This is a genomic window from Pseudomonas sp. UBA1879 (genome assembly GCF_002338065.1).
In the GTDB taxonomy this organism is placed as follows: domain Bacteria; phylum Pseudomonadota; class Gammaproteobacteria; order Pseudomonadales; family Pseudomonadaceae; genus Aquipseudomonas.
Map to the genome: position 1 here is coordinate 580,800 of NZ_DDHJ01000004.1, position 26,963 is coordinate 607,762.

Here is a 26,963-nt window from a genome sequence, read left to right on the forward strand (position 1 = left end):
TATTCCGGCGATGTGATCCCCGCATCGTTTGCACCGGAGAAACCCATGAATACGTTGACCACATCCCCTGTTGCCTCGCTTTTGGAGCGGTTGTTCGCGGCGGCTGACGAGCAGTCCCCGATGAACAGCGCAGAACTGTCCGGATTGTCCCGGGAAGACCTGTCGCGGCTGATGCGCAGCAAGACCGATTACCTGGACTTCTACGGGCGCCTCAAGGATTTTCCTCTGGCCGTTTCGCGAGAAACCGGCGCCTTGCTGTACATGCTGGCGCGCAGTTGCAAGGCGCGTACGGTGGTCGAGTTCGGCACCTCGTTCGGCATTTCGACCCTGCACCTGGCGGCGGCCCTGCGCGATAACGGCGGCGGGCTGTTGATCACCAGCGAATTCGAATCGTCCAAGGTCGCTCAGGCGCGGGACAACCTGATCGCAGGCGGCTTGTTCGATCTGGTGGAAATCCGCGAAGGGGACGCCCTGAAAACGTTGGGCCGCGACTTGCCGGAATCCATCGATCTGGTACTGCTCGACGGCGCCAAGGCGCTGTATCCGGAGATTCTCAGCCTCGTGGAAAGCCGTCTGCGCCCAGGCGCGCTGATCATCGCCGACAATGCGGATTACGCCCCCGATTACCTGGCGCGGGTGCGCTCCGTGGCGCAAGGCTATCTGTCGATCCCGTTTGCGCAGGAAGTCGAGCTGTCGATGCGCCTGGGTTGAGGCGCTGCGGTCGTTAAGTGATCGCTCAACAGGTTACGTGATACATTCGCCGCCGCTTTGCGCGACCTCTCTCAAGAGCCTTGAAAACGAAGGTCTCGAGCGTGAGAAAGTGCGCGGCGAGATCACATCGATGCATGCGCCACGACGCGTGCACAGGGCTGGAAACTTCATGACCGTGAGGGTTTTCAGCTTTCTTCGTTGCCTGTTGTTCAGGTGTAAACTCGACGTTCGCGCATACGCGCACTCAGGTCCTGCGAACATGACACAGATTTCCGAACGCCTCCTGGTGCAGGCGCATCTCGACGCCAAACAGCCGAAAACCCTGACCCCGGAAGAAGAAGCCGAGTACCGACGCCTGATCGCTGCCGAACTCAAGGCGCAGGACGCGGTGCTGGTCGCCCACTATTACTGCGACCCGGTGATTCAAGCGTTGGCAGAAGAGACGGGCGGCTGTGTGTCCGACTCGCTGGAAATGGCCCGTTTCGGCAAGCATCATCCGGCGAAAACCGTGCTGGTGGCCGGGGTCCGTTTCATGGGCGAAACCGCGAAAATCCTGACCCCGGAAAAACGCATCCTGATGCCTACCCTGGAAGCAACCTGCTCGCTGGACCTGGGCTGCGGCGTCGATGAATTCACAGCGTTCTGCGATCAGCACCCCGAGCGCACGGTGGTGGTGTACGCCAACACCTCGGCGGCAGTCAAAGCCCGCGCGGATTGGGTTGTGACCTCCAGCTGCGCGCTGGAAATCGTCGAAAGCCTGATGGACAACGGCGAGACGATCATTTGGGGGCCGGACAAGCACTTGGGGCGCTACATTCAGCGCGCAACGGGCGCGGACATGCTGCTATGGGACGGCGCGTGCATCGTCCACGAAGAGTTCAAGTCGCGTCAGCTGGAGGACATGAAAGCGCTGTACCCGGACGCCGCCATCCTCGTGCACCCGGAGTCGCCGGAATCGGTGATTGATCTCGCCGACGCCGTGGGCTCCACCAGCCAATTGATCAACGCCGCCCAGACGCTGCCGAACAACACCTTCATCGTCGCCACCGACCGCGGCATTTTCTACAAGATGCAGCAGTTGTGCCCGGACAAAGTCTTCATTGAAGCCCCCACCGCCGGTAACGGCGCGGCCTGCCGCAGCTGCGCGCACTGCCCGTGGATGGCGATGAACACCCTCGCGCGCACCCTGCAATGCCTGCGCGACGGCAGCAACGAGATTTTCGTCGACCCGGCGATCATCCCTCAGGCCGTCCGACCCTTGCAGCGCATGCTTGATTTCACCCAGGCGGCGCGTTTGAAGCTTTCAGGGAATGCCTAAGAAGCAGCCGCGAGCTGTAAGCTACAAGCTACAAGCTGTAAGAAAAAGCTGAGTCGCTGCGGTCTTGCTTGCGGCTCATGGCTTGAAGCTTTCCACTGCTTTTCTCTTGAAGCTTGAAGCTTGAAACTCACAGCTGCTTTCCTCTTGCAGCTTGAAGCTCAGAACTCGCAGCTGCTTCCCCCTAGTTCATGAGTTCTTTGACCGCCCGCTCTTGCGCAATGATTTCCTGCTGCCGTGCGTCGATCCTCGAGGCCAGCTGGAAGTTGTTGTTTGCCCGGCGCTTGGCGAATTCCAGCTGCTGGACAGCCTGTTTGAAGTCGCCCATCAGCGCGAAGTATTCGGCGCGAGCCTGGTGTGAGCCGATGGTGTTGCCCGAAAGACCCCGGGTGTCGGCGACCTGATTCCAGATGTCCGGGTCATCGGGGCGGCCCTTGAGCAGGGTTTCCAGGGCTTTCAATGCTTCGGGCGCCTTGGACTGCTTAAGCAATACATCGACCTTGGCCTGATTCAGCGGGTAGTTGTCAGGGAATTTGTCCAGCATTCGATCAACCCGCTGCTCGGCATCGGGGAAGCGGTTGTTGGTGATGTCCAGGTTGATCAACGCCAGGTTGTACGTGATGTTGTCCGGCGCCTTGTCGATCAGCGGCTTGAGGCTCTCCCGGGCTTCGTTCAGCTGGCCCGCCTTGGTTTGCGCCAGCGCGAGGCCGTAGCGCGCGGCATCGTTTTTCGGGCTTTCGGCCAGTTGAGCGCGGAAGCGCTTGGCCGCCATCCCGGGCGTTTCCTCATAAATCAGCGCCACCCGCGCTCGCATCAGTTGGTAGGCGAGACTGTCCTCTTTGCCGCCTGGCTTGGACTGTTCGGCGCGGTTACGGGTGTCGGCGATCCGCGATTCGGTCACCGGGTGACTCATCAAAAACTCGGGCGGCTTGGCGTCGTAGCGGTACTGCCGTGCCAGACGTTCGAACATGGTCGGCATATTGCGGGGGTCGTAACCGGCTTTTTCCAGATTCATGATGCCAATGCGGTCGGCCTCGGCTTCGTTCTGCCGGGAAAACCGCGCTTGTTCCTGAATCGCCGCCGCCTGGGTCCCGGCGATGGCGGCGATCCCCGCGTCCCCCGCACCCGCAGCGGCCATGACGATACCGGCGAGCATCGCGGCCATCACTGGCACTTGCATCCGCTGTTGCGCCTGAACGCCCCTGGCGAAGTGCCGTTGCGACAAGTGAGCCAGTTCGTGCGCCAGCACCGCTGCGTATTCGCCCTCGGTTTCGGCGTGCAGGAACAGGCCGCCGTTGACCCCGATGATTCCGCCGGGTGCGGCGAAGGCGTTGATTTCCGGGGTGTTGATCAGAATGAATTCAAGGCGACGGTCCTGCACCTGACTGGTTTCAGCGAGGCGATAGACCGAGGTTTCAACGAAATCCTTGAGCAGCGGATCCGACAGCTGTGCCACCTGCGCACGCAGCAGGCCCAGCCAGGCGCGACCCAAGTCGTGCTCCTGCTGCGGTGAAACGATGGATGAACTGGCGTCGCCGAGCGAAGGCAGGTCGTCTGCGAACGCCGGGGTTGCCATCAGGCATGCAAGCGTCAGCAGTGTGGGGCGCAGAACATTCATGCACGAAACTCTGAGACAGAAAGGCGTTACTGTAGCTGGCTCAATGGCTTGCTGACCAGAGTGGGGTATTCTTGCAAACCTGTAAGAAGATTCTTCATCCAGGGGCCATTTTTGTGTCACTTGGATGTGTCTACCCGGAGAAAAAAGATGTCTGACGCTGTAGGTCGCCCTGCGACGAGCGATGCCGAGCTGGATGCCAGCGGTCTGAATTGCCCGCTGCCGCTGCTCAAGGCCAAGATGGAACTCAATCGCCTGGCGAGCGGCGCGGTCCTCAAAGTGACCGCCACCGATGCAGGCTCCCAGCGTGACTTCCGAACGTTCGCAAAACTGGCGGGCCATGCACTGGTGCATGAAGAAGCGGCCGACGGTGTCTATCGCTATTGGTTACGCAAGGCCTGATCGTTTTACCCCTCCGCTTACCTCCTTTGCCCCAAAGGTTCATCGATGTTCAAAGTGCTTCGCGACTGGATGCAGCGTTACTTCTCGGATGAAGAGGCCGTCGTGCTGGCGGTGCTGTTGGTGTTGGGGTTTACGGTCGTACTGACCCTGGGGGGGATGCTGGCACCGGTGCTGGCCGGTCTGGTGCTGGCGTTTCTGATGCAGGGCGTGGTCGTGCAGCTCGAACGCCTGCGAATGCCGGAAAAGGGCGCGGTGGGGCTGGTCTTCGCGTTGTTCATGGGGGCACTGGCGCTGTTTCTGCTGGTGTTGGTGCCGTTGCTTTGGCATCAGTTGATCACCCTGTTCAACGAATTGCCGGGCATGCTCGCCAAATGGCAGTCGCTGCTGTTGCTGCTGCCGGAGCGCTATCCGCACCTGGTTTCCGATGAGCAAGTGCTGCAGGCCATCGAAGCGGCCCGGGGTGAAATCGGCAAATTCGGCCAATGGGCGCTGACCTTCTCGCTGTCCAGCCTGCCGCTGCTGGTCAACATGATGATCTACCTGGTGCTGGTACCGATTCTGGTGTTCTTCTTCCTTAAGGACCGTCGGATGATTGGCCGATGGTTCCGAGGATATCTGCCTCGCGAACGTACGCTGATTACCCGCGTGGCCGAGGAAATGAACCGCCAGATCGCCAATTACATCCGTGGAAAAGTCATCGAGATCTTCATTTGCGGTGCGGTGACCTACATCGCGTTCGTCACGATGGGGCTCAACTATTCAGCGCTGCTGGCCATGCTGGTGGGGATTTCCGTGGTCGTGCCCTACGTCGGGGCGGTCGTGGTGACCGTGCCAGTGGCGTTCATCGCGCTGTTTCAGTGGGGCTGGAGCGACCAGTTCATCTACCTGATGGCAGTCTACGGCATCATCCAGACTCTCGACGGCAACGTGCTGGTGCCGTTGCTGTTCTCGCAAACGGTCAGCCTGCACCCGGTGGCGATCATCTGCGCGGTGTTGCTGTTTGGGGGGCTGTGGGGATTCTGGGGGATTTTCTTCGCCATCCCGCTGGCGACCCTGTTCAAGGCCGTGCTGGACGCCTGGCCTCGCAACGAGCCGACGGTGGCGCCGTTGTTGTAGTGCCGGGAGGTAAAACCTGTGGGAGCCGGCTTGCTGGCGAAAGCGGCGTGTCAGTCAGTACATCTGCAACTGATCCACCGTTTTCGCCAGCAAGCCGACTCCCACAACATGCAGGCCTGCTTTCAGGCTTCGCTTAACGCCTGAGCCGCTTCCAATACAGCCGCCACATGCCCTGGCACTTTCACGCCACGCCATTCCTTGCGCAGGACGCCGTTCTTGTCGATCAGGAACGTGCTGCGATCAACGCCCAGGTATTCCTTGCCATACAGCTTTTTCAGCTTGATCACGTCGAACAACTGGCAGAGCGATTCGTCCTTGTCCGAAATCAACTCGAACGGGAATGCCTGCTTGGCCTTGAAGTTCTCGTGGGATTTCAAACTGTCGCGAGACACGCCGAAGACCACGGTATTGGCGGCCTTGAAAGCGTCGTGCTGGTCACGAAAGCCCTGGCCCTGCGTGGTGCAGCCCGGGGTGTTGTCTTTCGGGTAGAAATAAATGACCACGTGTTGACCCTTCAGCACCGACAGGCTCACCGCCTGATCGCTGGTGGCCTGTACCTGAAAGTCGGGAACGGGGGTGTCCAGTTCTACAGCCATGGAGGTCTTCCTTACATCGGTGCTTGCGGGCGCCAGGGTTCGATCAGCGCGTCGAGATTGAGGGCGTCGGCGAAATCCAGGAACTGATCGCGCAGCCAGCTGATTTGCGTGCCGGCCGGCAATGTCACGGTGAATGTCGCATTGAGCATCGTGCCACCGGTCTGCGGGGCCTGATAGGTGTCGCAGATCAGGTTTTCCAGCTCGACGTTGTGGTCGATGAAGAACTGGCACAGCTCATTGATGATGTCCGGACGGTACGCCGAGCTGACATAAGCGACATAAGGCAAGGCCTCTGGCCGGCTTTCCAGCGAGGCGCTGCGCACGACGTTGACGGTGAAGTCGTGTTTCTTCGACAGGTTCGGCAAGCCGGTCTCAAGACGGGCCAGTGCGTCCCAACTGCCGGAGACTTGCAGGATCAGGGCACTGCATTCGCCGTGGCGAGTGAGGCGCGAGCTGACCACCGAGCAACGGTTTTCATGACTGGCGCGGCACAGGACGTTGGTCAGCTCCATTGGGTTGGCGCCAAGGGCACTGATGACAAGGAATTGTTCGCGAACTGTGGGGATGGACGACATGCAGCATTCCTAAGCGATGAGCGGTCGGTACATTCTTGGCTTGTGCGGCGGATTCGGCGAAAGCAGGACTCGCGGCATCGACCCGGATCCCTGCCGTTCGCCGCCGACGTGAGCCAGTCACATCGAGCACGGAGCAGGGCCGGGGCGGGTTTTGCAACGACGAAAGCGATCAGTCGAACGAGCTGCGCAGATGACCAGTACCGATCAAAGACCGAAGGGTAGCGAAAACCGTCGCTCAGGGGAATGCTCGCCTTGTGCAAGGATCATGGCGCCAGTACCATTACCGCTCTCTTTTTCCGGCAGGAGCGGTTTGCATGATTGCGGGCAGTATGGTGGCACTGGTCACACCTATGGATGCACAGGGGCGTCTCGACTGGGACAGCCTGAGCAAACTGGTGGACTTTCACCTGAAAGAGGGCACCAACGCCATCGTGGCCGTCGGCACGACCGGGGAATCCGCGACGCTTGACGTCAACGAGCACATCGAAGTGATCCGTCACGTCGTCAAACAGGTCGCTGGCCGCATTCCGGTCATCGCCGGGACGGGCGCCAACTCTACCCGCGAAGCGGTCGAGCTGACCCAGAACGCCAAGGACGCCGGAGCCGATGCCTGCCTGCTGGTGACGCCGTACTACAACAAGCCGACCCAGGAAGGCCTGTACCAGCACTTCAAACACATCGCCGAAGCCGTGGACATTCCGCAGATCCTCTACAACGTGCCAGGCCGCACCTCCTGCGACATGAAGGCCGAGACCGTGATCCGTCTGTCCAAGGTCAAGAACATCATTGCCATCAAGGAAGCCACGGGCGACCTGCAGCGCGCCAAGGACATCCTCGCCGGTGTCGAGAGCGACTTCCTGGTGTACTCGGGTGACGACGCCACCGCAGTCGAGCTGATCCTGCTCGGCGGCAAGGGCAACATTTCCGTGACCGCCAACGTTGCCCCGCGTGACATGGCCGACCTGTGCAAGGCCGCCATCGCGGGCGACGCCACCACGGCCCGCGCGATCCACGAAAAACTGATGCCGCTGAACAAGACCCTGTTCATCGAATCGAACCCTATCCCCGTGAAATGGGCTCTGCACGAAATGGGTTTGATGCCGGACGGTATCCGTCTGCCGCTCACCTGGCTCAGCGAGTCCTGCCACGAGCCGGTACGTCAGGCCCTGCGCCAGTCCGGCGTATTGGTTTAATGAGGAAGCACTACGCAATGAAGCGACTGGCCGGACTTTCCGCACTAGCCCTGATCATCTCCAGCACCAGCGGTTGCAGCTGGCTGTTTGGCCAGGACGGTTACTTCCGTGATCGCAGCAGCGATTACCTCGAAGCGACCCAGAAACCCCCGATGCAATTGCCCGAAGGCGTCCAGGAAGCCAAGCGCCTGGACCCGCTGCTGCCGATCCCGCGCAACGTGGCAGACGACACCCAGAAGGGTGAGTTCACGGTGCCGCGTCCGCAGCCGCTGTCCACCGTTCAGGAATCCGGCGATTACACCCTGCAGAAGAGCGGCGACAACCGCTGGATCCTGGCCCAGCGCGCTCCGGCAGAAGTCTGGCCAGTGGCTCACCAGTATTTCGAAGACAACGGTTTCCGCATTGCCGAAGATCGTCCGCAGACCGGCGAATTCAACACCACCTGGCAGCGCATGGACGAACTGTCCGCTGCCGTAGCCAAGCGCATGGGTGGCACGGGCGACAGCGCCAGCACTGAAACCCGCGTGCGCGTTCGCATCGAACCGGGCGTGCAGCGCAACACCAGTGAAGTCTACATCGTCAGCGTCCAGCGCCCGGCCGGCAGCAGTGAAGAGCCTGCTTTCCCGTCGCGCAGCACCAACGTGGGCCTGGACTCGGTTCTCACCGACGACATGCTCGCCAGCCTGACTCGTACGGCCGAGAAGGGCGGTTCGGTGTCCTTGCTGGCCGCGCGTGACTTCGACACCCCGAGTCGTGTGGCCCTGAGCGAAGACGGCAGCGGCAACCCGGTACTGAACCTGGGCGCCGACCTCGATCGCGCCTGGTCCAGCGTCGGCCGTGCGTTGAATCAGGGTGACTGGCGCGTTGAAGACATCAACCGCAGCCTGGGTCTGTACTACATCAACCTGGCTGAAAAGGCCGACAAGCCTGAGAACAAGCCCGGCATCTTCTCGCGCATGTTTGGCAGCGAAGAAACCAAGGAACAGAAAGAAGCGCGCGCCGAGCGTTATCAGGTTCGCCTGAGCAAAGTCGGTGACAACGTTCAAGTGACGGTCGAGAAGAACATCAACACCGTTGCGCCAGTCGAAGTCGCTCGCCGCGTGTTGAGCGTCATTCAGGACAACCTGGGTTAAGTGCGTTTCGCAGTTCTTGGCAGTGGTAGCCGGGGTAACGGCACGCTGGTCGCGAGCAACGATACGTACGTGCTGGTCGATTGCGGTTTCTCCCTGCGTGAAACCGAACGTCGTCTGGACAAACTGGGTGTTCACGGCCAGCAGTTGAGCGCCATTCTGGTGACCCACGAGCATGCCGACCATGTGCATGGCGTGGGTTTGCTTTCTCGTCGTTACGACGTGCCGGTTTATCTGAGCGACGGCACCCTGCGGGGCATGCGCAAGCCGATCGACGCGGGCATCCGACTGGCGGGCGGGCAGGGTGTGCAAATCGGCGACTTGAACATCGAGGTGGTCTCGGTGGCCCACGATGCGCTGGAGCCGACGCAGTTCGTGTTCAATAACGGGCGCAAGCGGTTTGGCCTGCTGACCGATCTGGGATCGTACTGTCCGTCGGTGCTCGACAGCTATCGCGGGCTGGACGCTCTGATGATCGAGTCCAACCACTGCCGCGAGATGCTGGCACGCGGGGCTTACCCTTACTTCCTGAAGCAACGGGTCGGCGGGGAATTCGGACATCTGAACAACCATCAGGCTGCGGGTCTGGTGAACGAATTGGGGTGGCAAGGGCTTCAGCATCTGGTGCTGGCCCACTTGAGCAGCAAGAACAACCTGCCGCATCTGGCCCGGCAATGTTTCGTCGACACCCTCGGGTGCGACCCGGACTGGCTACAATTGGCCGATCAGGATTCAGGGCTCGACTGGCGCGAAATCGCCTGACGTCCCCACCCAACTCTCAATGGGCGTCTGGCCCAAGTTATCTAATCTGGGCGACTCGCCCAAGCCTACAAGCGGAGCCCATCATGGAAAAACGTGAAGAACTCTACCGCGGCAAAGCCAAGTCGGTTTACAAGACCGACGACGCTGACCGCTTGATCCTGCTGTTTCGCAACGACACCTCGGCGTTCGACGGCAAACGCATCGAACAGCTCGACCGCAAAGGCATGGTGAACAACAAATTCAACGCCTTCATCATGCAGAAACTCGAAGCGGCAGGGATTCCGACCCAGTTCGACAAGCTGCTGGCCGACAACGAAGTGCTGGTCAAGAAGCTCGACATGATTCCGGTGGAATGCGTTGTGCGTAATTACGCAGCGGGCAGCCTGGTCAAGCGTTTGGGCGTCGAAGAAGGCCTCAAGCTCAATCCGTACACCTTCGAGCTGTTCCTGAAAGACGACGCCAAGGGCGACCCGTTCATCAACGAATCCCACGTCGTTGCGTTTGGCTGGGGCACCGCTGAACAACTGGCACGCATGAAAGAACTGTCACTCAAGGTCAACGACGTTCTGAGCAAACTGTTCGACGACGCAGGCCTGCTGCTGGTCGACTTCAAACTCGAATTCGGCGTGTTCAGCGACGGCTCCATCGTCCTGGGCGACGAATTCAGCCCCGACGGCTGCCGCCTGTGGGACAAGGACACCAAGAAAAAAATGGACAAAGACCGCTTCCGTCAGGGCCTCGGTGACGTCATCGAAGCCTACGAAGAAGTCGCCCACCGCCTGGGCGTCCCGCTCTAAAGCGCAACCGCCGCAAGCATCTGAAAAAACGCGGGAATTTTGAAAAAAGGGTTCGCGTTTTTTCATCAAGCTGTTATGATGCGCGCCGTTGGAGAGATGCCGGAGTGGCCGAACGGGACGGATTCGAAATCCGTTGTACTGGCGACAGTACCTAGGGTTCAAATCCCTATCTCTCCGCCATATCTAGAAAACCCCTGTAATTCAATGAGTTACGGGGGTTTTCTTTTTGGATTGTTCTACTCGGTTGTACTACTAACCTCAGCAGTTTTTGCGAGATTTTCCCCAAGGTACATGCGATTGAGTAGCACGCCGCATGCCCGTAGCGAATTCTGAAGCTTCACCGTTCCCTCCAGCGCCTCCCGAACCCAGCACGCCGGATAATCTTTCTCCTTGTGTCGAAAGCCTTCGACCTTACCGCCCCTGTTCTCATCGATGAATGAGATGGACGCATTGTGGACGATCAGTTGATGATGTTTGACCATGTTCATGAATGCGTGCGTATACCCAAACCACTCTGATGTGAGAGCGTCATTCAGCCGATCTTTAAGCTTTCCAACCGGAAGGGCGTCTTTGACGTTGTGGATGTAGAAATTGCCTGTGAGCGGCGCGGGCACTACAAGGCCGTTCAGTAGCTGCCCAAAGCTATCGTACGAATTGCGAGTGATTGCGACGCAGGCAATCAAGTTGGCTTCGCTGATTAAACCAGCTCTATGAATGGCACCATCATCGTCCTCGCACCCGAATAACCGCTCTGCAAACTTTATTCCGTGCGGGTCGTTTTCGGCATTGAATGCGGTGAAGGCATCGCGGGCGAGACACTTGTGGTACTCGAAGATATCCCTTGATCGGCCAAGTGAATTGATGATCTGGATAAGCCTTTTGCTTGTGCTAGGCTGGCGAATCTTGACTTGTGCCCTCAGGGCCTCCAGGTTCCATGCTTCACTCATAGTCATTTCCTTTGGCGTGATGGTTATCCGGTTGAGCCTTGAGGGGATCGATACTGCTGGTGGGGCGCCACCTCCACATTTAATCGGCATGATGGCAAATAGTCCGCCTGCTTAGCCGGGCGTTGGCGCTTGATGGCTAGTCCACCGTTCTTGCTTGTAGAAGGCCACGGTGGTTTCAGGGATTCCACCGACGTCCTTCATCATAGGGATCAACCTTGCTGCCTTGTTTACGTAGTAAAAAAGGACTGGGCTGTACTCGTTCATTGATTGGGTCGGGTGGTGACTGACAAGGTCAGCCATCTGGACGAGAAGAGCGCGTATCTCGCTGACAGCAACCCCAACGACTGACCCTGTTTCGTTACACATTGTTATGAAATCGCTGTAAGACTGCGGATCTCCAGTTGTCTTGGCCCCTCGTAAAGCTTCCGCGACCATATGTGAGACGAACAGCTCGGTGTCCCTTGGGATCGGAGAATTCGTTCTGACAAATCCAACGCTGGATGCCAGGCTTTCGTTTAGCCTTTTATCCATGTCCTTCACTGCCTCCAACACCTCATCCGCAACTTTGTCCCGCTTCATGGTGTTGAGTTGGAGTTGCTGCATACGAAGAGAACGCAAGATTCCGATGAAGCCAAGCATTCCAATAACTGGATTGAGGATGCCGCCAAAATAGTCCCCAAAAGTACCCCAATCCGCTTTTGAATCTGAGGCCGTGAAGCCAAATTGCGAGTTGTATAGCAGCAGGATTAAGAGCATCAGGAGCAAGAGCGCGGCAGCGATGAATGCGGCTTGACGGTCGGTGTTCACGGTTTGTGCCTGTGTTGTCAGGATGGGTTCGATTGTGGAGGGCGTATACCTTTGAAAGCGCGGTTATCGCACCACAGTTGCCTCTCGGCCACCGAACGGCAGGAAGCACCCGCCAGCACTCTTCATCAGGAAGCGGACCTTCAATTCGCTGCCCTTGGAGAGATTGTACCCCGCCTGCTTATCAGCGAAGTCAACCTGTAGGTCTTGCGTCCCGATGTGGTCTACATTCAATGAAACTTCATCAGATTCCAGCAATGCTATTTGGCCGCTCCACGTCATCCAGTGGTCTTTGTATTTAGCTTTAAAGATGTCGTCTTTCTTCTGGTTGCTGTAGCTGCTTTTGCACCCGACTTCTGCGTTTACCTGCGCGTATGTCGCAGTGCTTTCGGGATACTGCTCGACAGGGCGGGAGGATGAATAAGTAGTGCTGTTCGCTGTTGATGTCACTAGTTTGGAGTCTGGTGAATGACTGCTGAGCGGACCCAAGAAGAGATAGAGAACAAGCCACCCAAACCCGATAACACGGGATTGAGTTGAGTAGCCCTTGCGAAGCAGGAACCAGACACAGACAGGGGCGAGTACCACCATCCCAAGAAAGAGCTGGAGGCTGACCATGCGGTGTGCTGGTTGGTACGGTCTTGGGCCGACGGTTTTGATGGTCGACTTTACGGGAGCACCACAACCGGGACACGACTGGGCGGTATCGCTGATTTCCTTGGAGCATTCGTAACACGCGATGAGTGCCATATCACTTCCTTGTCAAAAAAGGCAGTTTGCCATTACCTATGACTGGCTTCAATTGGCAGATGGTCGCGAGTAGAGCCGTTTTCCAGACGAAAATCCCACCGCCGCCAGGAGAGACTCGCACTGTCAGAGCCGCTGCAAATTTGGCTAGCAGAGCGCGTGAGGAGTACGACAAAGACCCCGCGACGTTTGCGACCGACTTTACTCGTCAGGATGCAGCGATTCTGAATATCCAGCGAGCGTGTGAAGCTGCGCTCGACATGGGCCACCACCTCATTCGCCGTGAAAAGCATGGCGTCCCTCAAAGCGCTCGTGATGTATTCGAGTTGCTGTGCAGAGGCGGATGGCTGGAAGCGTCACTGCGGAGACCCTGAAAAAAATGGTCGGCTTTCGCAACATCGCCGTTCAAGAATATCAGACCCTGCAACTGCCGATCACGGTGGCCGTGATCACCCAGCATCTGGACGATTTTGTGCGATTCAGCTCGTGTGTGCTGAGGCGGGATGCGGCCTGAATCAGGGCGAAAGCGCCTCTGTTTGTGAAATTTCTCCCTCCCTGTGAAACGTTGTGAAGCCTCGCAATAAAGGCCATTTGCCCGTGCTACCGTCCTCGAAGGGTGTCGTTAATGTGACGATGCCATCATTGGATTGAGGGAGCAGCGCACATGAGTACCGTATCCGCCACCAGCAGCCAGCCGAGCAATCAGAAGTCTTCGACCTCGGCGTTCGACGACAAGCTCAATATCGCCAAGTCCAGCAAGATCATCGCCGACTATATGAAACAGAACGGCAAGGGTGCGATGACCAGTCAGGATCTCGCCAAGCTGGCCGGTGATACCTCGGGCAAAGTGCCTGCCGACGTATCAGCGGCAGCGCAGTACATGCAGCGTCACCCTGATGTGTTCACGGCCATTGAGACCCATGACGTGGCCGGTGCCGATAGCCTGTCTGGCGTCTGGAACTTCGATTGGGCGGCCAACGGTGGCTTGAACGGTACGGCGACCGACGCGATTGCGAAGATGCAGGACACCTTCGATCTGGCGATTGCCAAGTCGGCGCAGATCACAGAAGTGACTACCGGTAAGAAGGCTGAACTGGACTCCACCAAGCAGCGCCCAAGCAACTGATTGCAGGCGGTCGGATACAAAAATCCCCAGAACGTGTCTGGGGATTTTTTTGCCTTGTATGATGCCGCTGGAGGCCGGCTGCAGTGCCCGTGACAAGGCGCTGCCGAGGCGGCTCAGGTCATGAGGTCCAGGTTTCGCCGCCTGGCCAGTCCTTGGTCGGGATGTCGCTGATGGTGCCGTCCTTCACGCCATCGATGCCGTAGCGCTCGATCGAGCCGCCGAGCACCTGAGCGAAGTCGTCGGCCTTGGCTTGCTGTTGGCCTTCCTTGACCAGCCCGGGAATGATCGCGCCCAGCACGACCACGCCAGCGCCCAGGAAGCCCAGAGCGCCCGCCACAGAGGCCACGGCCGGCAAGAAGCGCGTGACTCCCAGCAGCGCCAGGCTGCCTTCTGTGACGGAGGCCGATCCCGCCAGGATGCCCAGTGAGCCCGCTGTGATCCCGAAGCCGCCTGTGAGGGTGTCACCCCGACGGATCGCCTGAACACCGTCAAAGATGCCGTACGCCCCCGCTGCGATCCCGGCCAGCCCGCCAATGCCTTTGGCGCTTTCTTCGAAGTTTTTCGCGATGTTTTTGTAGTTCTTGCCGTCCTTGACGTTGTCTTTGATTTTGTCGAGCTGGTCGGCGGGCAGGGTGTTGTCCGCCACCAGTTTGTCGCCTTTCGCGATCGCACCGTCCAGGTATTGCTGATAGGCCTTGGAGCCGCCTTCGGTCAGCACGGTGGCGGTTTGCACGGAGCCGGTGGTGATGTCGACGATGTTTTTGTCCGAGAGCTTGCCGCCGTTCTGAGTCCCGCGCGCGATGGTCACACCGGCCAGGAACAGGCCACTCACGGCATGCAAGGTCCCGCTGCCGTAAGCGGCCTTGGCGTCACCGTTCGGGTCGAAGTCCGAGAGTTTGCCGATTTTGTCCAGGAACTTGGTGCCCTGGCGGAACATATCCCAGTTGCCACGGAAACTGGCGACGATCTGATCGGTCGTGGCCACGCTGCCGTCCTGGTTCATCAGCAGTTCGGGCGAGTCGTTGCGTAGCTGATCAATGCGCTCGCGCAGTTTGTCCTCGTCCAGCTCGGCGCCGCCATCCTTGCCATAGGCCGCCTTGAGGTCGTCGAAGGATGAGCCCTTGAAGGCGTTCTCTTGAACGATGCTGGAGAAGTTGTCGTTGAGCTGCTTATCGAACTGTTGGGTAAATTCCGGATCCAGCGCGCCGTTGTACAGCGCCACTTCCAGGCTGAATGTGCTGCCTGCCGCCTCAGGCGTTTCGGTCTTGAGCAGCTCACGCAGGCGGTCGCCTGAGGCCAGCGAGTCCTTGTAATACGCCTGGATCGCTTCGCCATGGGATGACTTGCCGACAGCGGCCTGGATATCGGCGGTGTCACTGATGCCCAGCATCGACTGGTAGCTCTGGGCCGTGGCGTAGAAGTTGGCCAGGGCTTCGGGCTGATTGGTCTTGCCGTCCTGGGTGGAGGCGTCCCAAGCGGCGTCCAGCGCCTTGCCGGACTTGATCTGATCCTCGTAGGTCTTGGTCACGGAGTCTTTGAGGCCCGGGTTGGAATCGAACAGCGACTTGATCGACTCGTCCCCTTTGTTCTTGATGTACTCGGCCGTGGGCTTGTCGTTCTGCAAGATGTTCATGTGGTCGTTGATGTCCTGCAGCACCTTGTCCGGCTCCCAGAACGCGCCGGAACCATTGGCGATCGCCACCTTGCCGTAGTCATCGCCCCACATCCCGGCCTTGGCGCCTTCGATCACCAGCTTCTGCGCGTTTTGCAGATCCAGCAGCACGGCGGCTTTTTCTTCAGCGGAGTAGTTTTCCGGGTGCTCGAAGACGTCCTTGCCCAGCTTGCTGGTGTCCACGTTTGCCGTGACGTTGCCCGAGACGACGCTCGACAGCAGTGCGCTCAGGCCGGTGGCGTCGGCGGGGGCGGAATTTTTCAGCCAGGTCTGAATGTCTGCCTTGCTGGCTTTGCCATCCGCGCCGCCGGCCAGCAGCTGGCTGGACGTATCGAGGATCTTGAACGCGCCCGGTTGCGACCAGAAATCCAGTGCAGCCTTTTCCTTGTCGGACAGCTGCGGATTGGCGTCTTTGTAGTCCTTGATGTTCTGCGCGGTCAACGTGTCGCCCGCATCGGTCTTGCCACGAATCGAGTCGTACTTCTGTTCGAGGATCGCCGCGTACTCGGCGATTTCTTTGGAACCGGCGTCGGCATCCGGCTTGGCCTTGAGAAAGTCCTTGTAGCTGCTGATGTCTTCGCTGGCCTGGGCTTTGGGCAGCGATTCGAAGCCGTATTTGCCGAAGTCTTGCAGGCGCCCGGCTTCGGTGCCGTGCTTGGCTTCGCCGCCCTTGGTGAAGCCGTCGATGCTGCTGTTGGCCACGTTGTCGCCGGTCAGCACTTTGCCGTTTTCGTCATAGCCGACGATGCGATCCAGCACCTGACCGGCGCGGAAGGCCGCATTCGGGTCAGTCTCGAAATCACCCACGCGTTCTTTGAGGGCGTCTTTCACGCCGCTCTGGTTGCCCAGGTTCTTGAGCAGCGGGTTGGCGTCGATGATCTCGCTGGCGGAGCGTTTGTCATCCTTGGGCAGCTCCCAGACGATGCCCGCTTTTTCGCCTTGTTCGCGAGCGGCCGCATCGCCGCCAACGTCGGAGGCGTGTTCCAGCTTGCCTTTGAGACTGTCGAAGCCGTCCTTGCCGAAATCCTGCAGGCGTCCAGCTTCGGTGCCGTGTCTGGCTTCGCCGCTTTTGGTGAAGCCGTCGATGCTGGTGTTGTCCACATTGTTGCCAGCCAGACGCTCACCGTTCTCGTCATAGCGCACCACATGATCCAGCACCTGACCGGCGCGGTAGGCTGCATCGGGATCGTTTTCGAAGTCGCCGACCTGCTCCTTGAGCATGTCCTTCACGCCGCTCTGGTTGCCCAGATTCTTGAGCAGCGGGTTGTCGTCGATGATGTCTTGAGCGGAGCGCGTATCGCCCTCCGGCCGTTCCCACTTGATGCCCACCGCTTCGGCTTTCTCTTTGGAGGCGCTGTTGTCGCCTGCGGTCTCGATGTGCCTGAGCTCGCCCTTGAGGTTTTCAAAGCCATATTTGCCGAAGTCCTGCAGACGACCGGCTTCGGTACCGTGCCTCGCGTCGCCGCCCTTGGTGAAGCCATCGACCCGGCCATTGCTGACGTCCTTACCGGCGATGCGCCCGCCGCTTTCGTCCAACTGCTCAATGTGGTCCAGCACCTGAGTTGCCCGGTACGCGGCGTCGCGGTCGGTCTCGAAATCACCGACGCGCTCCTTGAGCTTGTCCTTCACGCCGCTCTGGTTGCCCAGGTTCTTGAGCAGCGGGCTGTCATCGATGATCTGTTCGACCGTGCGGTGGTCATCCTGGGGCAGTTGCCATTCGATACCGGCATCCTTGGCTTTGGCGCGGTCGACGGCATCGCCCCACAGGGCGCCGGTGTTACCGACGGCTTCGGCAATCCTGGTCATTTCGGTGACAGCGAGGGACATGTGACAGGCTCCTTGACTGAATGAGTGAACGCCGCCCGCCACCCTTGGCTGCGGCGTTCGAGGGGGTTATTTCTTGTCGTAATCGACGTGCAGGTCTTCATCGAGGCGATTGCTCGACGAACCATGGTCTTGTGGCGTTTCATCGAAGTGCTGCCACTCGGCGCTTTGGAAGCGAAACAGGCTGTCATCGGGCGGGGCTTCGCGGCCGCCGTAGTTGTGGATCGAGTAGTGCAGGTACTCGACCTTGTCGCCCCAGTTGTCCTGAAGCAGGCCGTCGGCCGCCAGGTCGCGGTACCAGTCGTTTTCCTTCTCACTGGCCTTCTGTTTTTTGTTGTGGTCGACGAAGTAGCCGATGATTCCGCCGATGACCGCCAGCACCACGCCGACGAGGAAGAAGGGCCCTGTCAGCGCCGCCGCCGAGCCTGCGCCGACCAGCGCCGCCGCGCCCAAAACCCCCGCCGACGCACCGAAGGCGCCGGCGGCGATTTGCAGACCGCCGGCCGCTTTGGCCAGCGGATCGCCCGTCTCGATGCCGCTCTTGATGGTGAAGGCGCCCAGTACGATGTCGGCAAAACCGCCCACGACGTCCGAGGCGGGGCCGAGCACCTTGATCACCGAACCGGCAATCTTCGCGGCCTTGCCCGCTCCGAGTTTCGCCGCACCCGCGCCCGACACCGCGTCGTCCAGGCGTTGGGTGATGCCGCCTTGAATCTTCTCGGCATCGGCGAAGGTGCCCTTGCCGTCGCCGAGGATGTTGGAGATATCCGGCGTGATGTCCAGCGCGTTGCCGATCTTGGTCTTCAGCGCTTCGGACAGCTTGGGATCGCGCACATCCACCAGCGGCGACTGAATGCCTTGCTTGCCCCAGATTTCCGGCAGGGTCTTGTCCAGGCCGAGGAAGTCCACCAGGCCGCCTTTGCCCACCAGATCGGCGACCGCGTCGCCGAGTTTGACGAAGTGGTTGCTGGCCCCGGCGAAGCTCAGGAAGTCCTTGGCGATGGCCAGTCGCTGCTGCGGTGTCTCCGCCAGCTTGCCGCCGTCGCCCGCCAGTTGGTAGATCCCGGAAAACAGCGAAACACCGGCGCCCATCGAACCCAGAATGCCTTTGCTGTTCAGCGCGCTGAAGACTTCGCCGAGGGTGCCGCGGTCGGCAATCGGCACATACGACTTGGACAGTGCGGTCTTGATATCGGCCTCGGTGACCTTGCCGTTGGTCTTGTACGCCTCGCCGACTTCTTCCAGCGCCTTGGTGACGGCGGACAATTTTTTCTTGTCGCCCAGACCTTCTTCCAGAAACTTCTCGATGACTTCCTGGGTACGACGTGGCAGGTCGAGCAATTCACCTTTGAGCACGCTTTTGAGCAGGCCGAATTCGTCTTTGGTCGCCAGTTCCTTGTTCTCGTCGGAGATCTTGCTCGGCTCGGCGATCAGGTCGTTGAGGTCGCTGGTCAGGCCGTCTGCCTGAATCGACTGCGCGGCCTTGGTCGCGGCATCGGGGTCGAACAGCGACAAGGAGGTCAGGGTGTCGCTCAAGTCCTGCTGCGCCTCATGTTCCTTGCCCTGTTTCTGCAGGTCCTTGAGGTAGGTGACGTAATCCGGGTTGTGGGTGAGGTCCAGCAGCTTCTGCTTGATCTCGTCCTTGTTGGGCAGGCGGTTGATGGCGCCGTCCATTTTCGACTTGTAGTCAGCGCTGACCGTCGGATCGGAGAACAGGGTGCCGATCTGCTCCTGCAGTTTGCCGCCGTCGATGATGTCGTGCATGTCGGCGGAGGTCAGTTCGGTCTGCTTGTCGTCGAACACACGCCAGGTGCCGCCGAAAGCGCCGGGTTCTTCTTCATAGCCGGTCAGGCCGCGGCCGTTCTGGTAAGCCGCCTGGGCTTCAAGGGCGCGGACCAGCTTGGCACGCGGGTCATCCTTGGCGATCGATCCGTCCTCGACGCCCTTGCGGTAATCGTCCAGCAACGCCTTGGTGGCCAGCTCACTGACGGTCAGCTCCGGGGAGTTTTCGTCCTTGTCATCGGCCTTCACGCCGGTGCCGAGGTTGAGCACGTCCAGTTCATCGTGGGAGGGCAGGCCAGCCTTGCTGCGGGTGTCGTCGACGTCGGTCTTGGTCCAGGCCTCCCACTTGGCGACCACGTCGTCGTACAGCTGCGGGCTCAGCTCCTTGGAGACGATGACCTTGCCTTCGCGGGTCTCGTAGCGAATCAGGCCGTCACCCAGTTCGTCCGGCGAGCCGAAGGTGATGTCGGTGTTTTTCAGGAAGTCGTTCGGCCCGGCCAGTTTGTAGCCTTCGTCTTCGCTCTTGTGAATCTTGCTCCAGGTCTCGTTGGCGGTGCTGGCGCTCTCGAACAACTCCGGGGTCAGGTCTTTGGAAACCACGACCCTGGTGCCGTCGTGCAGCGCGTAGGTCAGCGTCTCGCCTTCCTGGCCGACGGTCCAATTGAAGTTCTTGTAGTCGTTGAGGCCTGGCACCGGCGTGCCGCGATCGGCCAGCACGGCGCCATCGGACACGGCGGTGTTGATGTCGGCGGACTTGGCCGGGTCATTGATCACCTCGTGCAGCGAGGTGAGGTAGTCGAACAGTTGCGGGTTGTCATCGCGGGCCACGACCACCTTGTCAGTATCAGTGTTGTAGCGGATCAGGCCCGGGCCGACCTCGTCCACTTCACCGACTGCTGTGCCGGAGTAGGGCGGCCAGACTTCGTTGTCTGTGGCGCGGCGATACCCGTCCGCTTCGCTGGCGCTGATACCACTGAGGCTCGCGTAGGCATCGTTGACGGCCTTGAACAGCGTCGGGTTATCGCGTTCTGAGACGATGTGTTTCTCGCCGTCCTGGGTCACGTAGCGCACCACGCCCGGGCCCATTTCATCCGCCGAGCCGATGCTCAGGAAGTCGCCCAGTTTCGGTGGGGTGGCATCGGAGGCGACCTGTTTGTAGCCGTCGGCTTCGCTGGCGTTGATCCCGGACAGCGCCTTGAAGTCTTCGGCGACCTGCTTGAACAGCGTCGGATTTTCCTGTTCGGCGACGATCACCCGGGTGCCGTCCTGCAGCTCGTAACGGATCAGCCCCGAACCTTTCTCATCGGGCGGCCCGATGTATGTGTAGGCGCCGAGGGATTCCGGGGCCACGGCGTCACTGGCCGCCAGTGCATAACCTTCGTCAGCGCTGCGCTTGATCGCCTCCAGCGCCGGTCGGTCGTTGACCACCTGCTGGTACAGCTTGGGGTTGGTGGCTTTGCTGACCAGTACCCGCTCGCCGTCCTGAGTGGTGTAGCGCACGATGTCGGCACCGACCGTGCCCGGTTCTTCGATGGACGTGTAATCCTTGAGCGCCGGGGCTTTCTCATCCGCAGTCGCGGGCCGGTAAGGGTCTGCGTTCGTCACACTGCTTTTGAGAAACGCCGTGAAGGGCGTCTTGGGCGTCACTGCGTCCCGGGTGATGGATTTCGGATCGGGTGTATTGCTCAGGGGGAGCGTGGACATCGGCTTGAACTCCTGTTTGAACCATTCGGCCGCCGGTAGTGAGCACGGCCAAACACGTGTCGAGTCGTGAACCTGACGGCGTCTGTTCGCAATCGGTGGCGTCGGGTAAATGAACTACCTGAATCAATGATTGCGGTCACGCGTGATATGCAAACCTGCGTTAGTAAGCGGTTTTTTGCAGGGTTTCATATAAATCGTCCGGGGCGGAACTGTGTGACGGCGATCTCATTTAGTTCGCCATCATCGGCACATTGAATAGGCTTAGTTCCACCGTTAATGGGCAGTGTCTTCGGGACTGTCAAATGACGTCTTTAAACGCCTGCCATCCGTCTTCAACTAACGACTCGGCAGAAACCCTATCAGAGTGCCAACGCGAACGGCGTGCCGTGCGCGAGTTTTCACAACATTTCACAGCGTGCAGGGCTGATGGATGGCGGACGTAGAGCCGGTGCGCCACGGCCAGATGATTTGACGTTGGAATTCAGGCGCTGCCTCTGTAATGAAACTGAAGTTAAGACCTGCGTAGGCGAAAGTTTGCGCTTATCGTTGTGGCGTGGCGGTGTGAGATGACATTTCACAAGTTTTCACAGCGGCCAATTATTTCATCTGCGTAGTATGGGTTCGTGCAGTGACGTCAGCGCCGAAGTTTATTTGTAATAAACAGGCGTTACGGTAATGCATGAGCATTCAATGTGCCGCTATGCGGCTGAAGACATCCCCATCCAGTTAAGGAGAAAGAAAATGGCAGAAGTCCCTCCAGCAAGCTCCGGCGGCGGCGCAGATGCAGCAATCGCTAAAATGGAAGCCACTTTCAACATGGCTATCGAGAAGTCGGCAAAGATCACCGAGCTGACCACGGCCAAGAAGGCTGAGCTCGACGCGACCAAGCAACGGCCTCAGAACTGATGCCGTCATGCGGGCGGCCACATGGCTGTCCGCATGCTTTTTTTCCGGTACTTCCCGTTTTTATTTCTTGTGTGTCTAGCTCGCCTTTGCCTGCGCGCATCACTCGGGTAACTCGACATGACAGCCCAGATTTCACTGACTTCCACACTTGCCTCCACGGTGCCCGGTAAACGCGCGCCGTTGCTCAGCATCACCCGGGGGTTGCATCAGGGTGTCTGCCTGTCGCTGGACAAGGCGGCCTACATCGTCGGCAGCGCCGGTTCTGCAGACCTGCTGCTCAGTGACGCTGGCATTGTCGAGCGGCACATGGCCCTGCGTTTTTCCAAGGGGCAGGTGGCGGTCGAGGCGCTGGGCGGCGAGATCCTCGTGATCGGGCGTAATGCCCGCGAAATCAGGATTCCGCTGGGCAGTGGTCATCGTGCCCACCTCCCGGTGGACATTCGTCTGGGCACGGCATCACTGACGTTGAGCGACGCTGACAGCGAGCGCCCTCGTGCCGACAAACCTACGTACCCACTCCCGTTCAAGCCTCACTGGATCATCGCGCTGGCGCTGATGTTTCTGTGTGTGGGGGCGTTTGCCTTTCGTGGTGAGCCTCATACCCTTGCGCAGGCAGCCCCGGCGCCGTTGCCTGTAACCACTGCCAGTCAGCACAGCGCGGACGCCGCCGACGCGGGCATGTGGCTGGAAAAACAACTGGCAACGGCCGGGCTCAATCAGATCAAGGTCAGTGAGACTGGCGGCCAACTCAGCGTGCGCGGCAGCTACGACCCTGCCAGCAAAGCGCGTTGGAGGGCGGTGCAACAAGCGTTCGACAGCCGTTTTGGGCAGGCCGTGGTGCTGCACACGGCGGTGACGGCCCGCGCTGAAGTGGCGACCCCCAGGGTGCGCTTTCAGGCGGTCTGGTTCGGTCCGGATCCCTACGTGGTCAACGAGGACGGCAAGCGCCTGTATCCCGGTGCCACAGTGGCGGATGACTGGACGCTGGAGCGCATCGAGAACGATCAGGTGATTCTGGCCCGTGGCGAAGAGCGGTTCACCTTCACCCTATGAAAATCGACCCGCGCCCATCGCTGCCCAGCGTTTCCGAAAAGCCTGCTGCCGTTGACCCGATCCAGCCGGTCAGCCCTCGTCAGGGCGCGCGTTTCGACGCCGTTCTGAGCAAGCGCGAGGTTCGCGCTCGCCGTTCCTTGCGCGCAGAGGCCGAGAGCGCTTCGGCCGTCGAGGGCATCAATCCGGAGCTGTTCAGTACCGCGCGCTCGGTGGAGCTTCTGGAGTACGTCCTGGAGTACGTGGTGCCCGAGCTGGATGCCGAACCCCAGGTTCGTGAACTGGCGCAGGCGCTGATCCGCGAAGAAATCGACCTGCGCCGCAGCCTGGAAGAGCAGCGCGCCGAGGCTCAGGCCTGATGACCGCGAACCTGCCACGTCGCAAACGACAGGACGCCTCCGAACTGCTCAAAGGCATGGGCGAGTTGTATCGCCGGGGCGGCCAGACCCAGCGCGGGCTGGTGATGCTGCTGGTCGCCGCGCACCTCTCGCCGGACGATCCCGCCCTGCTGCGCAGCCTTGCGGCAGCCTTTACCCAGGGCGGGCAGCCGGAGCGGGCGTTGCGCGCCATCGAGCGGTTGGCGGCGCTTGAGGGCGAGTCGGCGGGACTGTTGCTGTTACGCAGCCGGGCACTGTGGCGCGCTGCCCGCAGGGAAGAGGCGCGGCAATGTTTCAAAGACTATCTGAGCGCCCGGAGAACCGCGCAATGACGATCATGAACCGCTTCAACGACCTGGCGCGTGTGGCGGCCGGGCGCAGTGACGTGATCATCGTCGCCTTCATGCTGATGGCCATCGTGATGATGATCATCCCGCTGCCGACCTGGCTGGTGGACGTGCTGATCGGGCTGAACATCTCGCTGAGCATCCTGATCCTGATCGTTGCGTTCTACATCTCGCACTCGGTCGAATTCTCGGCGCTGCCGCCGCTGATTCTGCTGAGCACGCTGTTTCGCCTGGCACTGTCGATCACCACCACGCGCCTGATTCTGCTGGACGGCAACGCTGGCCATATCGTCAAGGCCTTCGGTGATTTCGTCATCGCCGGGCAGGTGGTGGTCGGCCTGGTGGTGTTTCTGATCATCACCGTTGCGCAATTCGTGGTCATCACCAAGGGGGCCGAGCGGGTGGCCGAGGTCGCGGCGCGCTTCACGCTGGATGCCATGCCCGGCAAACAGATGAGCATCGACAACGACCTGCGCAACGGCGATATCGACCAGCACGAAGCCCGCCGCCGCCGTTCGCGTCTGGAGCGCGAAAGCCAGATGTTCGGTGCGATGGACGGCGCCATGAAGTTCGTCAAGGGCGATGCCATCGCAGGCCTGGTGATCCTCGCGGTCAACCTGTTGGGCGGGATGCTGATCGGCATGCTGGAGCGCGGCATGGCGTTCGGCGAAGCGGTGCATACCTATTCGCTGCTGACCGTGGGCGACGGGCTGATCGCACAGATTCCCGCGCTGCTGATCTCGGTGGCCGCCGGTACGGTGGTGACCCGGGTCAACAGCGAGGGCACACAGGGAAACCTCGGCAGCGAGATCGTTCAGCAACTGGGCAACAGCCACATGGCTCTGGGCCTGACCGCGTTGATTCTGTTAGGCGTCGCGTTGCTGCCGGGCTTCCCGTCGCTGGTGTTCATCGGCCTGTCGGCGTTGCTAGGCACGTCAGCCTGGGTAATGTTCCGCCGTAGCCGGGTCATTGAGGCCGCCCCCGAGCCTGAAGTCTTCGAGGCGGCGCAGGCCGAGCTTGAGGCGCCTGAACCGGTGCAGATGCTGAGTAAGCCGCTGGACAGCCGCATTCTGCTCAGCATTGGGCCGGCGCTTGCTGCGTCGGCACCCCCGCAGCCTTTGCGCCAGCGTATCGAAGCCCTGTGTCACGAAGTGCGTGGCGACTTGGGCATCGAGGTGCCGGTGCCTGAAGTGTTCGTCGATCCGGCGTTGGCCGCCCACCGTTTTGTCATCGAACTGGAGGGCGTGCCGGTCTGCGAAGGTGAACTGCCCGTGGACTGCCTGCTGCTCAAGGACGACCTGGTGCATGCGCAACTGCTGGACGTGCCGGCGCTGGAAGCGGATTCACCGCTCAGCCGTCAGCCCGGGCAGTGGATCGAGCAGCATCACCAGAGCCGTCTGGAGGACGCGGGGGTGGCGTTCCTGCGCATCGACGAAGTGTTGCGCGCGGTGGTCGAGCGCACGTTGGGCCGCTACGCCGCCGACTTCCTCGGCATCCAGGAGACCCGGGCGATTCTCGAACGCCTGGAAGGCAGCTACGGCGAGCTGATCAAGGAAGTGCTGCGCAACGTGCCATTGCAGCGGATCGCAGAAACCCTGCGCCTGCTGATCGCCGAGGGCGTGTCGATCCGTAACCAACGGGCGCTGCTCGAAGCGATGGTGGAGTGGGGCGGCCGCGAGACCGACGCGATTCGCCTGGCCGAACAGCTGCGCGTGGCGCTGGCGCGGCAGATCAGCCATCAGTTCGCTGACCGCAATCGGGTGATCAGCGCGTTCGTGCTGACTCCGGGGCTTGAGGAGCAATTGCGCGCGACCTTGCGTCGTCAGGACAACAACCGCGATGCCTTTGCCGAACACACCAACCGCGCTTTGCTGGTGCAGTTGCGCCATGCCTGCGAACGCTTGTCCGAGCAGCAGAACACGGTGCTGTTGGTGCACCCGGAACTGCGCCGGGCCATGCGCCGGCTGATCGTGCGTGGCGAGCTGGAACTGGCGGTGTTGTCGTTCCGCGAACTGTCTGGCGAATACAACCTGCAGGCCGTGGGCACGGTCAGCCTCAACGAAATCACCGACCGCCGCGCGCCCAGCGGCGCTGCGAATACTCCCTTGGCGACTGCCTCATGACGTATTTTTCACTGTTTCGCTCAGCTGTTTTTTTGGGTGCTTGCCTGGCGCTGATCACCGCGTTGACAGCGCCTTCGACGGCGCAGGCCCAGACCATCAGCCGGGGTGCCAGCGGCACGGTTGAGCTGGCCGCAGGCGAAGGACGCATCCTCAATTTCAAGGCCCCGGTGGATGCAGTGATGGTGGCCGAGCCGGGCATCGCGGACTTGCAGGTGGTGTCGCCGGGCGTGATCTATGTCTTCGGCAAGGCGCCCGGACAGACGAGTCTGATCGCACTCGGTGCCGACGGTGAGCAGATCGCTTCGCTGAGCCTTGCGGTGAGTAGCCATACCGGTGCGGTCAGTCGTCCATTGCAGTCGCTCAACCCAGGCAGCGCCGTGCGCATCGAAGGCGCGGGCAATCGTGTGCTGGCCAGCGGCAATGTCGCCAGCGTGGGCGAAGCGACAGACCTCAATGCCTTGCTCGGCACCGAAGGCCAGGACTTCAAGACGGCCATCAATGGCGCCTCGTATCCGGGGTCGGCGCAGGTCAACATTCGCGTGCGTTTTGCCGAGGTGTCGCGTTCCGAGCTGCTGCGCTACGGCGTCAACTGGAACGCGCTGTTCAACAACGGCACCTTCTCGTTCGGCCTGTTGACCGGCGGTGCGCTGGCGGCCGACGCGGCCAGTGGCGCGTCCAATGTCATCAGCGCGGGGCTGTCCTCCGGCAACGTCAACATCGACGCCATGCTGGAAGCCCTGCAAAGCAACGGCATTCTGGAGATTCTCGCGGAGCCGAACATCACCGCCATGACCGGCCAGACCGCAAGCTTTCTGGCCGGTGGCGAAGTGGCCGTGCCGGTGCCGGTCAACCGCGATCTGGTGGGCATCGAGTACAAGCAGTACGGCGTGTCGTTGCTGTTCAGCCCGACCGTGCTGCCCAACGACCGCATCGCCCTGCAGGTGCGCCCGGAAGTCAGCAGCCTGATGGGGTCGAACACCGTCAACGTCAGCGGCTATCAAGTGCCGTCCTTCCGGGTTCGCCGCGCGGATACCCGGGTGGAAGTCGGCAGCGGCCAGACTTTCGCCATCGCCGGGCTGTTCCAACGCGAAAGCAGTCAGGACGTCGAGAAGGTGCCGATGCTCGGCGAGATGCCGATCCTCGGCAACCTGTTCCGCTCCAAGCGTTTTCAGCGCAACGAAACCGAACTGGTGATTCTGATCACGCCGTACCTGGTGCAGCCGGTTCGCGCGCGCACGCTGGCTACGCCGCTGGATGCCCGCCCCGAGGGGGCGACCACGGCGTCTGCCGGGCCGCGCAACGGCGGCATGTTCGGCTTCTACTTGAAATGAACGGGGGAGCA

At 60.5% G+C, this 26,963-nt stretch carries 23 protein-coding genes, 1 tRNA gene and 1 pseudogene; 17 read left to right on the top strand and 8 right to left on the bottom strand.

Annotated features, from left to right (window positions below):
- Positions 1-45 precede the first annotated feature (45 nt).
- Positions 46-711 (top strand): O-methyltransferase, encoded by a 666-nt coding sequence (locus tag B3N48_RS05825; RefSeq protein ID WP_296180602.1) that lies wholly within the window; start codon positions 46-48, stop codon positions 709-711.
- Between the two features lie 259 nt (positions 712-970).
- Positions 971-2,029, top strand: a complete 1,059-nt coding sequence (gene nadA, locus B3N48_RS05830) for a quinolinate synthase NadA (protein WP_296180604.1) — start codon at positions 971-973, stop codon at positions 2,027-2,029.
- 181 nt (positions 2,030-2,210) lie between these two features.
- Here the strand turns inward: nadA and B3N48_RS05835 are convergent, their stop codons facing one another.
- Complete coding sequence (locus B3N48_RS05835; RefSeq protein WP_296180606.1) at positions 2,211-3,644, bottom strand: M48 family metalloprotease; 1,434 nt, start codon at positions 3,642-3,644, stop codon at positions 2,211-2,213.
- Between the two features lie 147 nt (positions 3,645-3,791).
- Here B3N48_RS05835 and B3N48_RS05840 point away from each other — a divergent pair, with 147 nt between their 5' ends.
- Together B3N48_RS05840 and B3N48_RS05845 are read left to right on the top strand one after the other, a co-directional pair.
- Complete coding sequence (locus B3N48_RS05840) at positions 3,792-4,043, top strand: sulfurtransferase TusA family protein (RefSeq protein ID WP_296180609.1); 252 nt, start codon at positions 3,792-3,794, stop codon at positions 4,041-4,043.
- A 45-nt stretch (positions 4,044-4,088) separates the two neighbouring features.
- Entirely contained in the window at positions 4,089-5,159 is a 1,071-nt protein-coding gene (locus B3N48_RS05845; protein WP_296180610.1) for an AI-2E family transporter, read from the top strand.
- A gap of 122 nt (positions 5,160-5,281) precedes the next feature.
- Here B3N48_RS05845 and B3N48_RS05850 read toward each other — a convergent pair whose 3' ends face one another.
- A complete protein-coding gene (locus tag B3N48_RS05850; protein ID WP_296180612.1) occupies positions 5,282-5,755 on the bottom strand; it encodes a peroxiredoxin in 474 nt (157 codons plus the stop codon).
- Positions 5,756-5,766: 11 nt separating this feature from the next.
- Positions 5,767-6,330: a glycine cleavage system protein R gene (locus B3N48_RS05855; RefSeq protein WP_296180614.1), complete on the bottom strand. Its 564-nt coding sequence runs from the start codon at positions 6,328-6,330 to the stop codon at positions 5,767-5,769.
- Between the two features lie 314 nt (positions 6,331-6,644).
- Between B3N48_RS05855 and dapA the strand changes: the two genes are divergently transcribed.
- From dapA to B3N48_RS05880, 5 genes are all read left to right on the top strand, one after another.
- On the top strand, positions 6,645-7,523 hold the full coding sequence (dapA, locus tag B3N48_RS05860; protein WP_296180616.1) for a 4-hydroxy-tetrahydrodipicolinate synthase: 879 nt from the start codon (positions 6,645-6,647) through the stop codon (positions 7,521-7,523).
- Positions 7,524-7,540: 17 nt separating this feature from the next.
- Positions 7,541-8,656 (top strand): outer membrane protein assembly factor BamC, encoded by a 1,116-nt coding sequence (gene bamC, locus B3N48_RS05865; protein WP_296180619.1) that lies wholly within the window; start codon positions 7,541-7,543, stop codon positions 8,654-8,656.
- Positions 8,657-9,415 carry an MBL fold metallo-hydrolase gene (locus B3N48_RS05870; protein WP_296180622.1) on the top strand — a complete coding sequence of 253 codons (759 nt, stop codon included), beginning with the start codon at positions 8,657-8,659 and terminating at the stop codon, positions 9,413-9,415.
- Between the two features lie 83 nt (positions 9,416-9,498).
- Positions 9,499-10,212 (top strand): phosphoribosylaminoimidazolesuccinocarboxamide synthase, encoded by a 714-nt coding sequence (gene purC / locus B3N48_RS05875; RefSeq protein ID WP_296180623.1) that lies wholly within the window; start codon positions 9,499-9,501, stop codon positions 10,210-10,212.
- Positions 10,213-10,302: 90 nt separating this feature from the next.
- A tRNA-Ser gene (locus tag B3N48_RS05880) sits at positions 10,303-10,392 on the top strand.
- A gap of 56 nt (positions 10,393-10,448) precedes the next feature.
- Here B3N48_RS05880 and B3N48_RS05885 read toward each other — a convergent pair.
- The 3 genes from B3N48_RS05885 to B3N48_RS05895 form a co-directional block, all read right to left on the bottom strand.
- Positions 10,449-11,159, bottom strand: a complete 711-nt coding sequence (locus B3N48_RS05885; protein ID WP_296180626.1) for a hypothetical protein — start codon at positions 11,157-11,159, stop codon at positions 10,449-10,451.
- Positions 11,160-11,270: 111 nt separating this feature from the next.
- Complete coding sequence (locus B3N48_RS05890) at positions 11,271-11,966, bottom strand: hypothetical protein (protein ID WP_296180627.1); 696 nt, start codon at positions 11,964-11,966, stop codon at positions 11,271-11,273.
- A 63-nt stretch (positions 11,967-12,029) separates the two neighbouring features.
- Positions 12,030-12,713 carry a zinc ribbon domain-containing protein gene (locus B3N48_RS05895; RefSeq protein ID WP_296180629.1) on the bottom strand — a complete coding sequence of 228 codons (684 nt, stop codon included), beginning with the start codon at positions 12,711-12,713 and terminating at the stop codon, positions 12,030-12,032.
- A gap of 59 nt (positions 12,714-12,772) precedes the next feature.
- On the opposite strand from B3N48_RS05895, the pseudogene hepT reads away from it, so the two are divergent.
- Together hepT and B3N48_RS05905 are read left to right on the top strand one after the other, a co-directional pair.
- Positions 12,773-13,224: pseudogene (hepT, locus tag B3N48_RS05900) on the top strand (type VII toxin-antitoxin system HepT family RNase toxin).
- Positions 13,225-13,374: 150 nt separating this feature from the next.
- Positions 13,375-13,836: a hypothetical protein gene (locus B3N48_RS05905; protein WP_296180631.1), complete on the top strand. Its 462-nt coding sequence runs from the start codon at positions 13,375-13,377 to the stop codon at positions 13,834-13,836.
- 118 nt (positions 13,837-13,954) lie between these two features.
- On the opposite strand, the gene B3N48_RS05910 is transcribed toward B3N48_RS05905, so the two are convergent.
- Both B3N48_RS05910 and B3N48_RS05915 read right to left on the bottom strand, forming a co-directional pair.
- Positions 13,955-17,314 (bottom strand): type III effector HrpK domain-containing protein, encoded by a 3,360-nt coding sequence (locus B3N48_RS05910; protein WP_414704207.1) that lies wholly within the window; start codon positions 17,312-17,314, stop codon positions 13,955-13,957.
- Positions 17,315-17,401: 87 nt separating this feature from the next.
- A complete protein-coding gene (locus B3N48_RS05915; RefSeq protein WP_296180639.1) occupies positions 17,402-20,818 on the bottom strand; it encodes a hypothetical protein in 3,417 nt (1,138 codons plus the stop codon).
- Between the two features lie 741 nt (positions 20,819-21,559).
- Between B3N48_RS05915 and B3N48_RS05920 the strand changes: the two genes are divergently transcribed.
- From B3N48_RS05920 to B3N48_RS05945, 6 genes are all read left to right on the top strand, one after another.
- Positions 21,560-21,724: a hypothetical protein gene (locus B3N48_RS05920; protein ID WP_268800027.1), complete on the top strand. Its 165-nt coding sequence runs from the start codon at positions 21,560-21,562 to the stop codon at positions 21,722-21,724.
- Between the two features lie 117 nt (positions 21,725-21,841).
- Complete coding sequence (locus B3N48_RS05925) at positions 21,842-22,777, top strand: SctD/MshK family protein (protein WP_296180645.1); 936 nt, start codon at positions 21,842-21,844, stop codon at positions 22,775-22,777.
- Positions 22,774-23,133 carry a hypothetical protein gene (locus B3N48_RS05930; RefSeq protein WP_296180647.1) on the top strand — a complete coding sequence of 120 codons (360 nt, stop codon included), beginning with the start codon at positions 22,774-22,776 and terminating at the stop codon, positions 23,131-23,133. Before B3N48_RS05925 ends, B3N48_RS05930 begins: the two co-directional genes overlap by 4 nt.
- Entirely contained in the window at positions 23,133-23,483 is a 351-nt protein-coding gene (locus tag B3N48_RS05935) for a type III secretion protein (protein WP_296180650.1), read from the top strand. Before B3N48_RS05930 ends, B3N48_RS05935 begins: the two co-directional genes overlap by 1 nt.
- Positions 23,480-25,621, top strand: a complete 2,142-nt coding sequence (gene sctV, locus B3N48_RS05940; protein ID WP_296180652.1) for a type III secretion system export apparatus subunit SctV — start codon at positions 23,480-23,482, stop codon at positions 25,619-25,621. The genes B3N48_RS05935 and sctV overlap by 4 nt, the downstream gene beginning before the upstream one ends.
- The gene (locus B3N48_RS05945) at positions 25,618-26,952 is read left to right on the top strand and encodes a type II and III secretion system protein family protein (RefSeq protein ID WP_296180655.1); all 1,335 of its coding nucleotides are present in this window, start codon (positions 25,618-25,620) and stop codon (positions 26,950-26,952) included. The genes sctV and B3N48_RS05945 overlap by 4 nt, the downstream gene beginning before the upstream one ends.
- Positions 26,953-26,963: the final 11 nt, after the last annotated feature.

What these genes read in the sequence shown, in the direction of transcription:
- B3N48_RS05825 (WP_296180602.1), top strand. Translation starts at nt 46, where the DNA reads ATGAATACGTTGACCACATCCCCTGTTGCCTCGCTTTTGGAGCGGTTG.
- nadA (WP_296180604.1), top strand. Translation starts at nt 971, where the DNA reads ATGACACAGATTTCCGAACGCCTCCTGGTGCAGGCGCATCTCGACGCC.
- B3N48_RS05835 (WP_296180606.1), bottom strand. Translation starts at nt 3,644, where the DNA reads ATGAATGTTCTGCGCCCCACACTGCTGACGCTTGCATGCCTGATGGCA.
- B3N48_RS05840 (WP_296180609.1), top strand. Translation starts at nt 3,792, where the DNA reads ATGTCTGACGCTGTAGGTCGCCCTGCGACGAGCGATGCCGAGCTGGAT.
- B3N48_RS05845 (WP_296180610.1), top strand. Translation starts at nt 4,089, where the DNA reads ATGTTCAAAGTGCTTCGCGACTGGATGCAGCGTTACTTCTCGGATGAA.
- B3N48_RS05850 (WP_296180612.1), bottom strand. Translation starts at nt 5,755, where the DNA reads ATGGCTGTAGAACTGGACACCCCCGTTCCCGACTTTCAGGTACAGGCC.
- B3N48_RS05855 (WP_296180614.1), bottom strand. Translation starts at nt 6,330, where the DNA reads ATGTCGTCCATCCCCACAGTTCGCGAACAATTCCTTGTCATCAGTGCC.
- dapA (WP_296180616.1), top strand. Translation starts at nt 6,645, where the DNA reads ATGATTGCGGGCAGTATGGTGGCACTGGTCACACCTATGGATGCACAG.
- bamC (WP_296180619.1), top strand. Translation starts at nt 7,541, where the DNA reads ATGAAGCGACTGGCCGGACTTTCCGCACTAGCCCTGATCATCTCCAGC.
- purC (WP_296180623.1), top strand. Translation starts at nt 9,499, where the DNA reads ATGGAAAAACGTGAAGAACTCTACCGCGGCAAAGCCAAGTCGGTTTAC.
- B3N48_RS05885 (WP_296180626.1), bottom strand. Translation starts at nt 11,159, where the DNA reads ATGAGTGAAGCATGGAACCTGGAGGCCCTGAGGGCACAAGTCAAGATT.
- B3N48_RS05895 (WP_296180629.1), bottom strand. Translation starts at nt 12,713, where the DNA reads ATGGCACTCATCGCGTGTTACGAATGCTCCAAGGAAATCAGCGATACC.
- B3N48_RS05905 (WP_296180631.1), top strand. Translation starts at nt 13,375, where the DNA reads ATGAGTACCGTATCCGCCACCAGCAGCCAGCCGAGCAATCAGAAGTCT.
- B3N48_RS05910 (WP_414704207.1), bottom strand. Translation starts at nt 17,314, where the DNA reads ATGACCAGGATTGCCGAAGCCGTCGGTAACACCGGCGCCCTGTGGGGC.
- B3N48_RS05915 (WP_296180639.1), bottom strand. Translation starts at nt 20,818, where the DNA reads ATGTCCACGCTCCCCCTGAGCAATACACCCGATCCGAAATCCATCACC.
- B3N48_RS05920 (WP_268800027.1), top strand. Translation starts at nt 21,560, where the DNA reads ATGGCAGAAGTCCCTCCAGCAAGCTCCGGCGGCGGCGCAGATGCAGCA.
- B3N48_RS05925 (WP_296180645.1), top strand. Translation starts at nt 21,842, where the DNA reads ATGACAGCCCAGATTTCACTGACTTCCACACTTGCCTCCACGGTGCCC.
- B3N48_RS05930 (WP_296180647.1), top strand. Translation starts at nt 22,774, where the DNA reads ATGAAAATCGACCCGCGCCCATCGCTGCCCAGCGTTTCCGAAAAGCCT.
- B3N48_RS05935 (WP_296180650.1), top strand. Translation starts at nt 23,133, where the DNA reads ATGACCGCGAACCTGCCACGTCGCAAACGACAGGACGCCTCCGAACTG.
- sctV (WP_296180652.1), top strand. Translation starts at nt 23,480, where the DNA reads ATGACGATCATGAACCGCTTCAACGACCTGGCGCGTGTGGCGGCCGGG.
- B3N48_RS05945 (WP_296180655.1), top strand. Translation starts at nt 25,618, where the DNA reads ATGACGTATTTTTCACTGTTTCGCTCAGCTGTTTTTTTGGGTGCTTGC.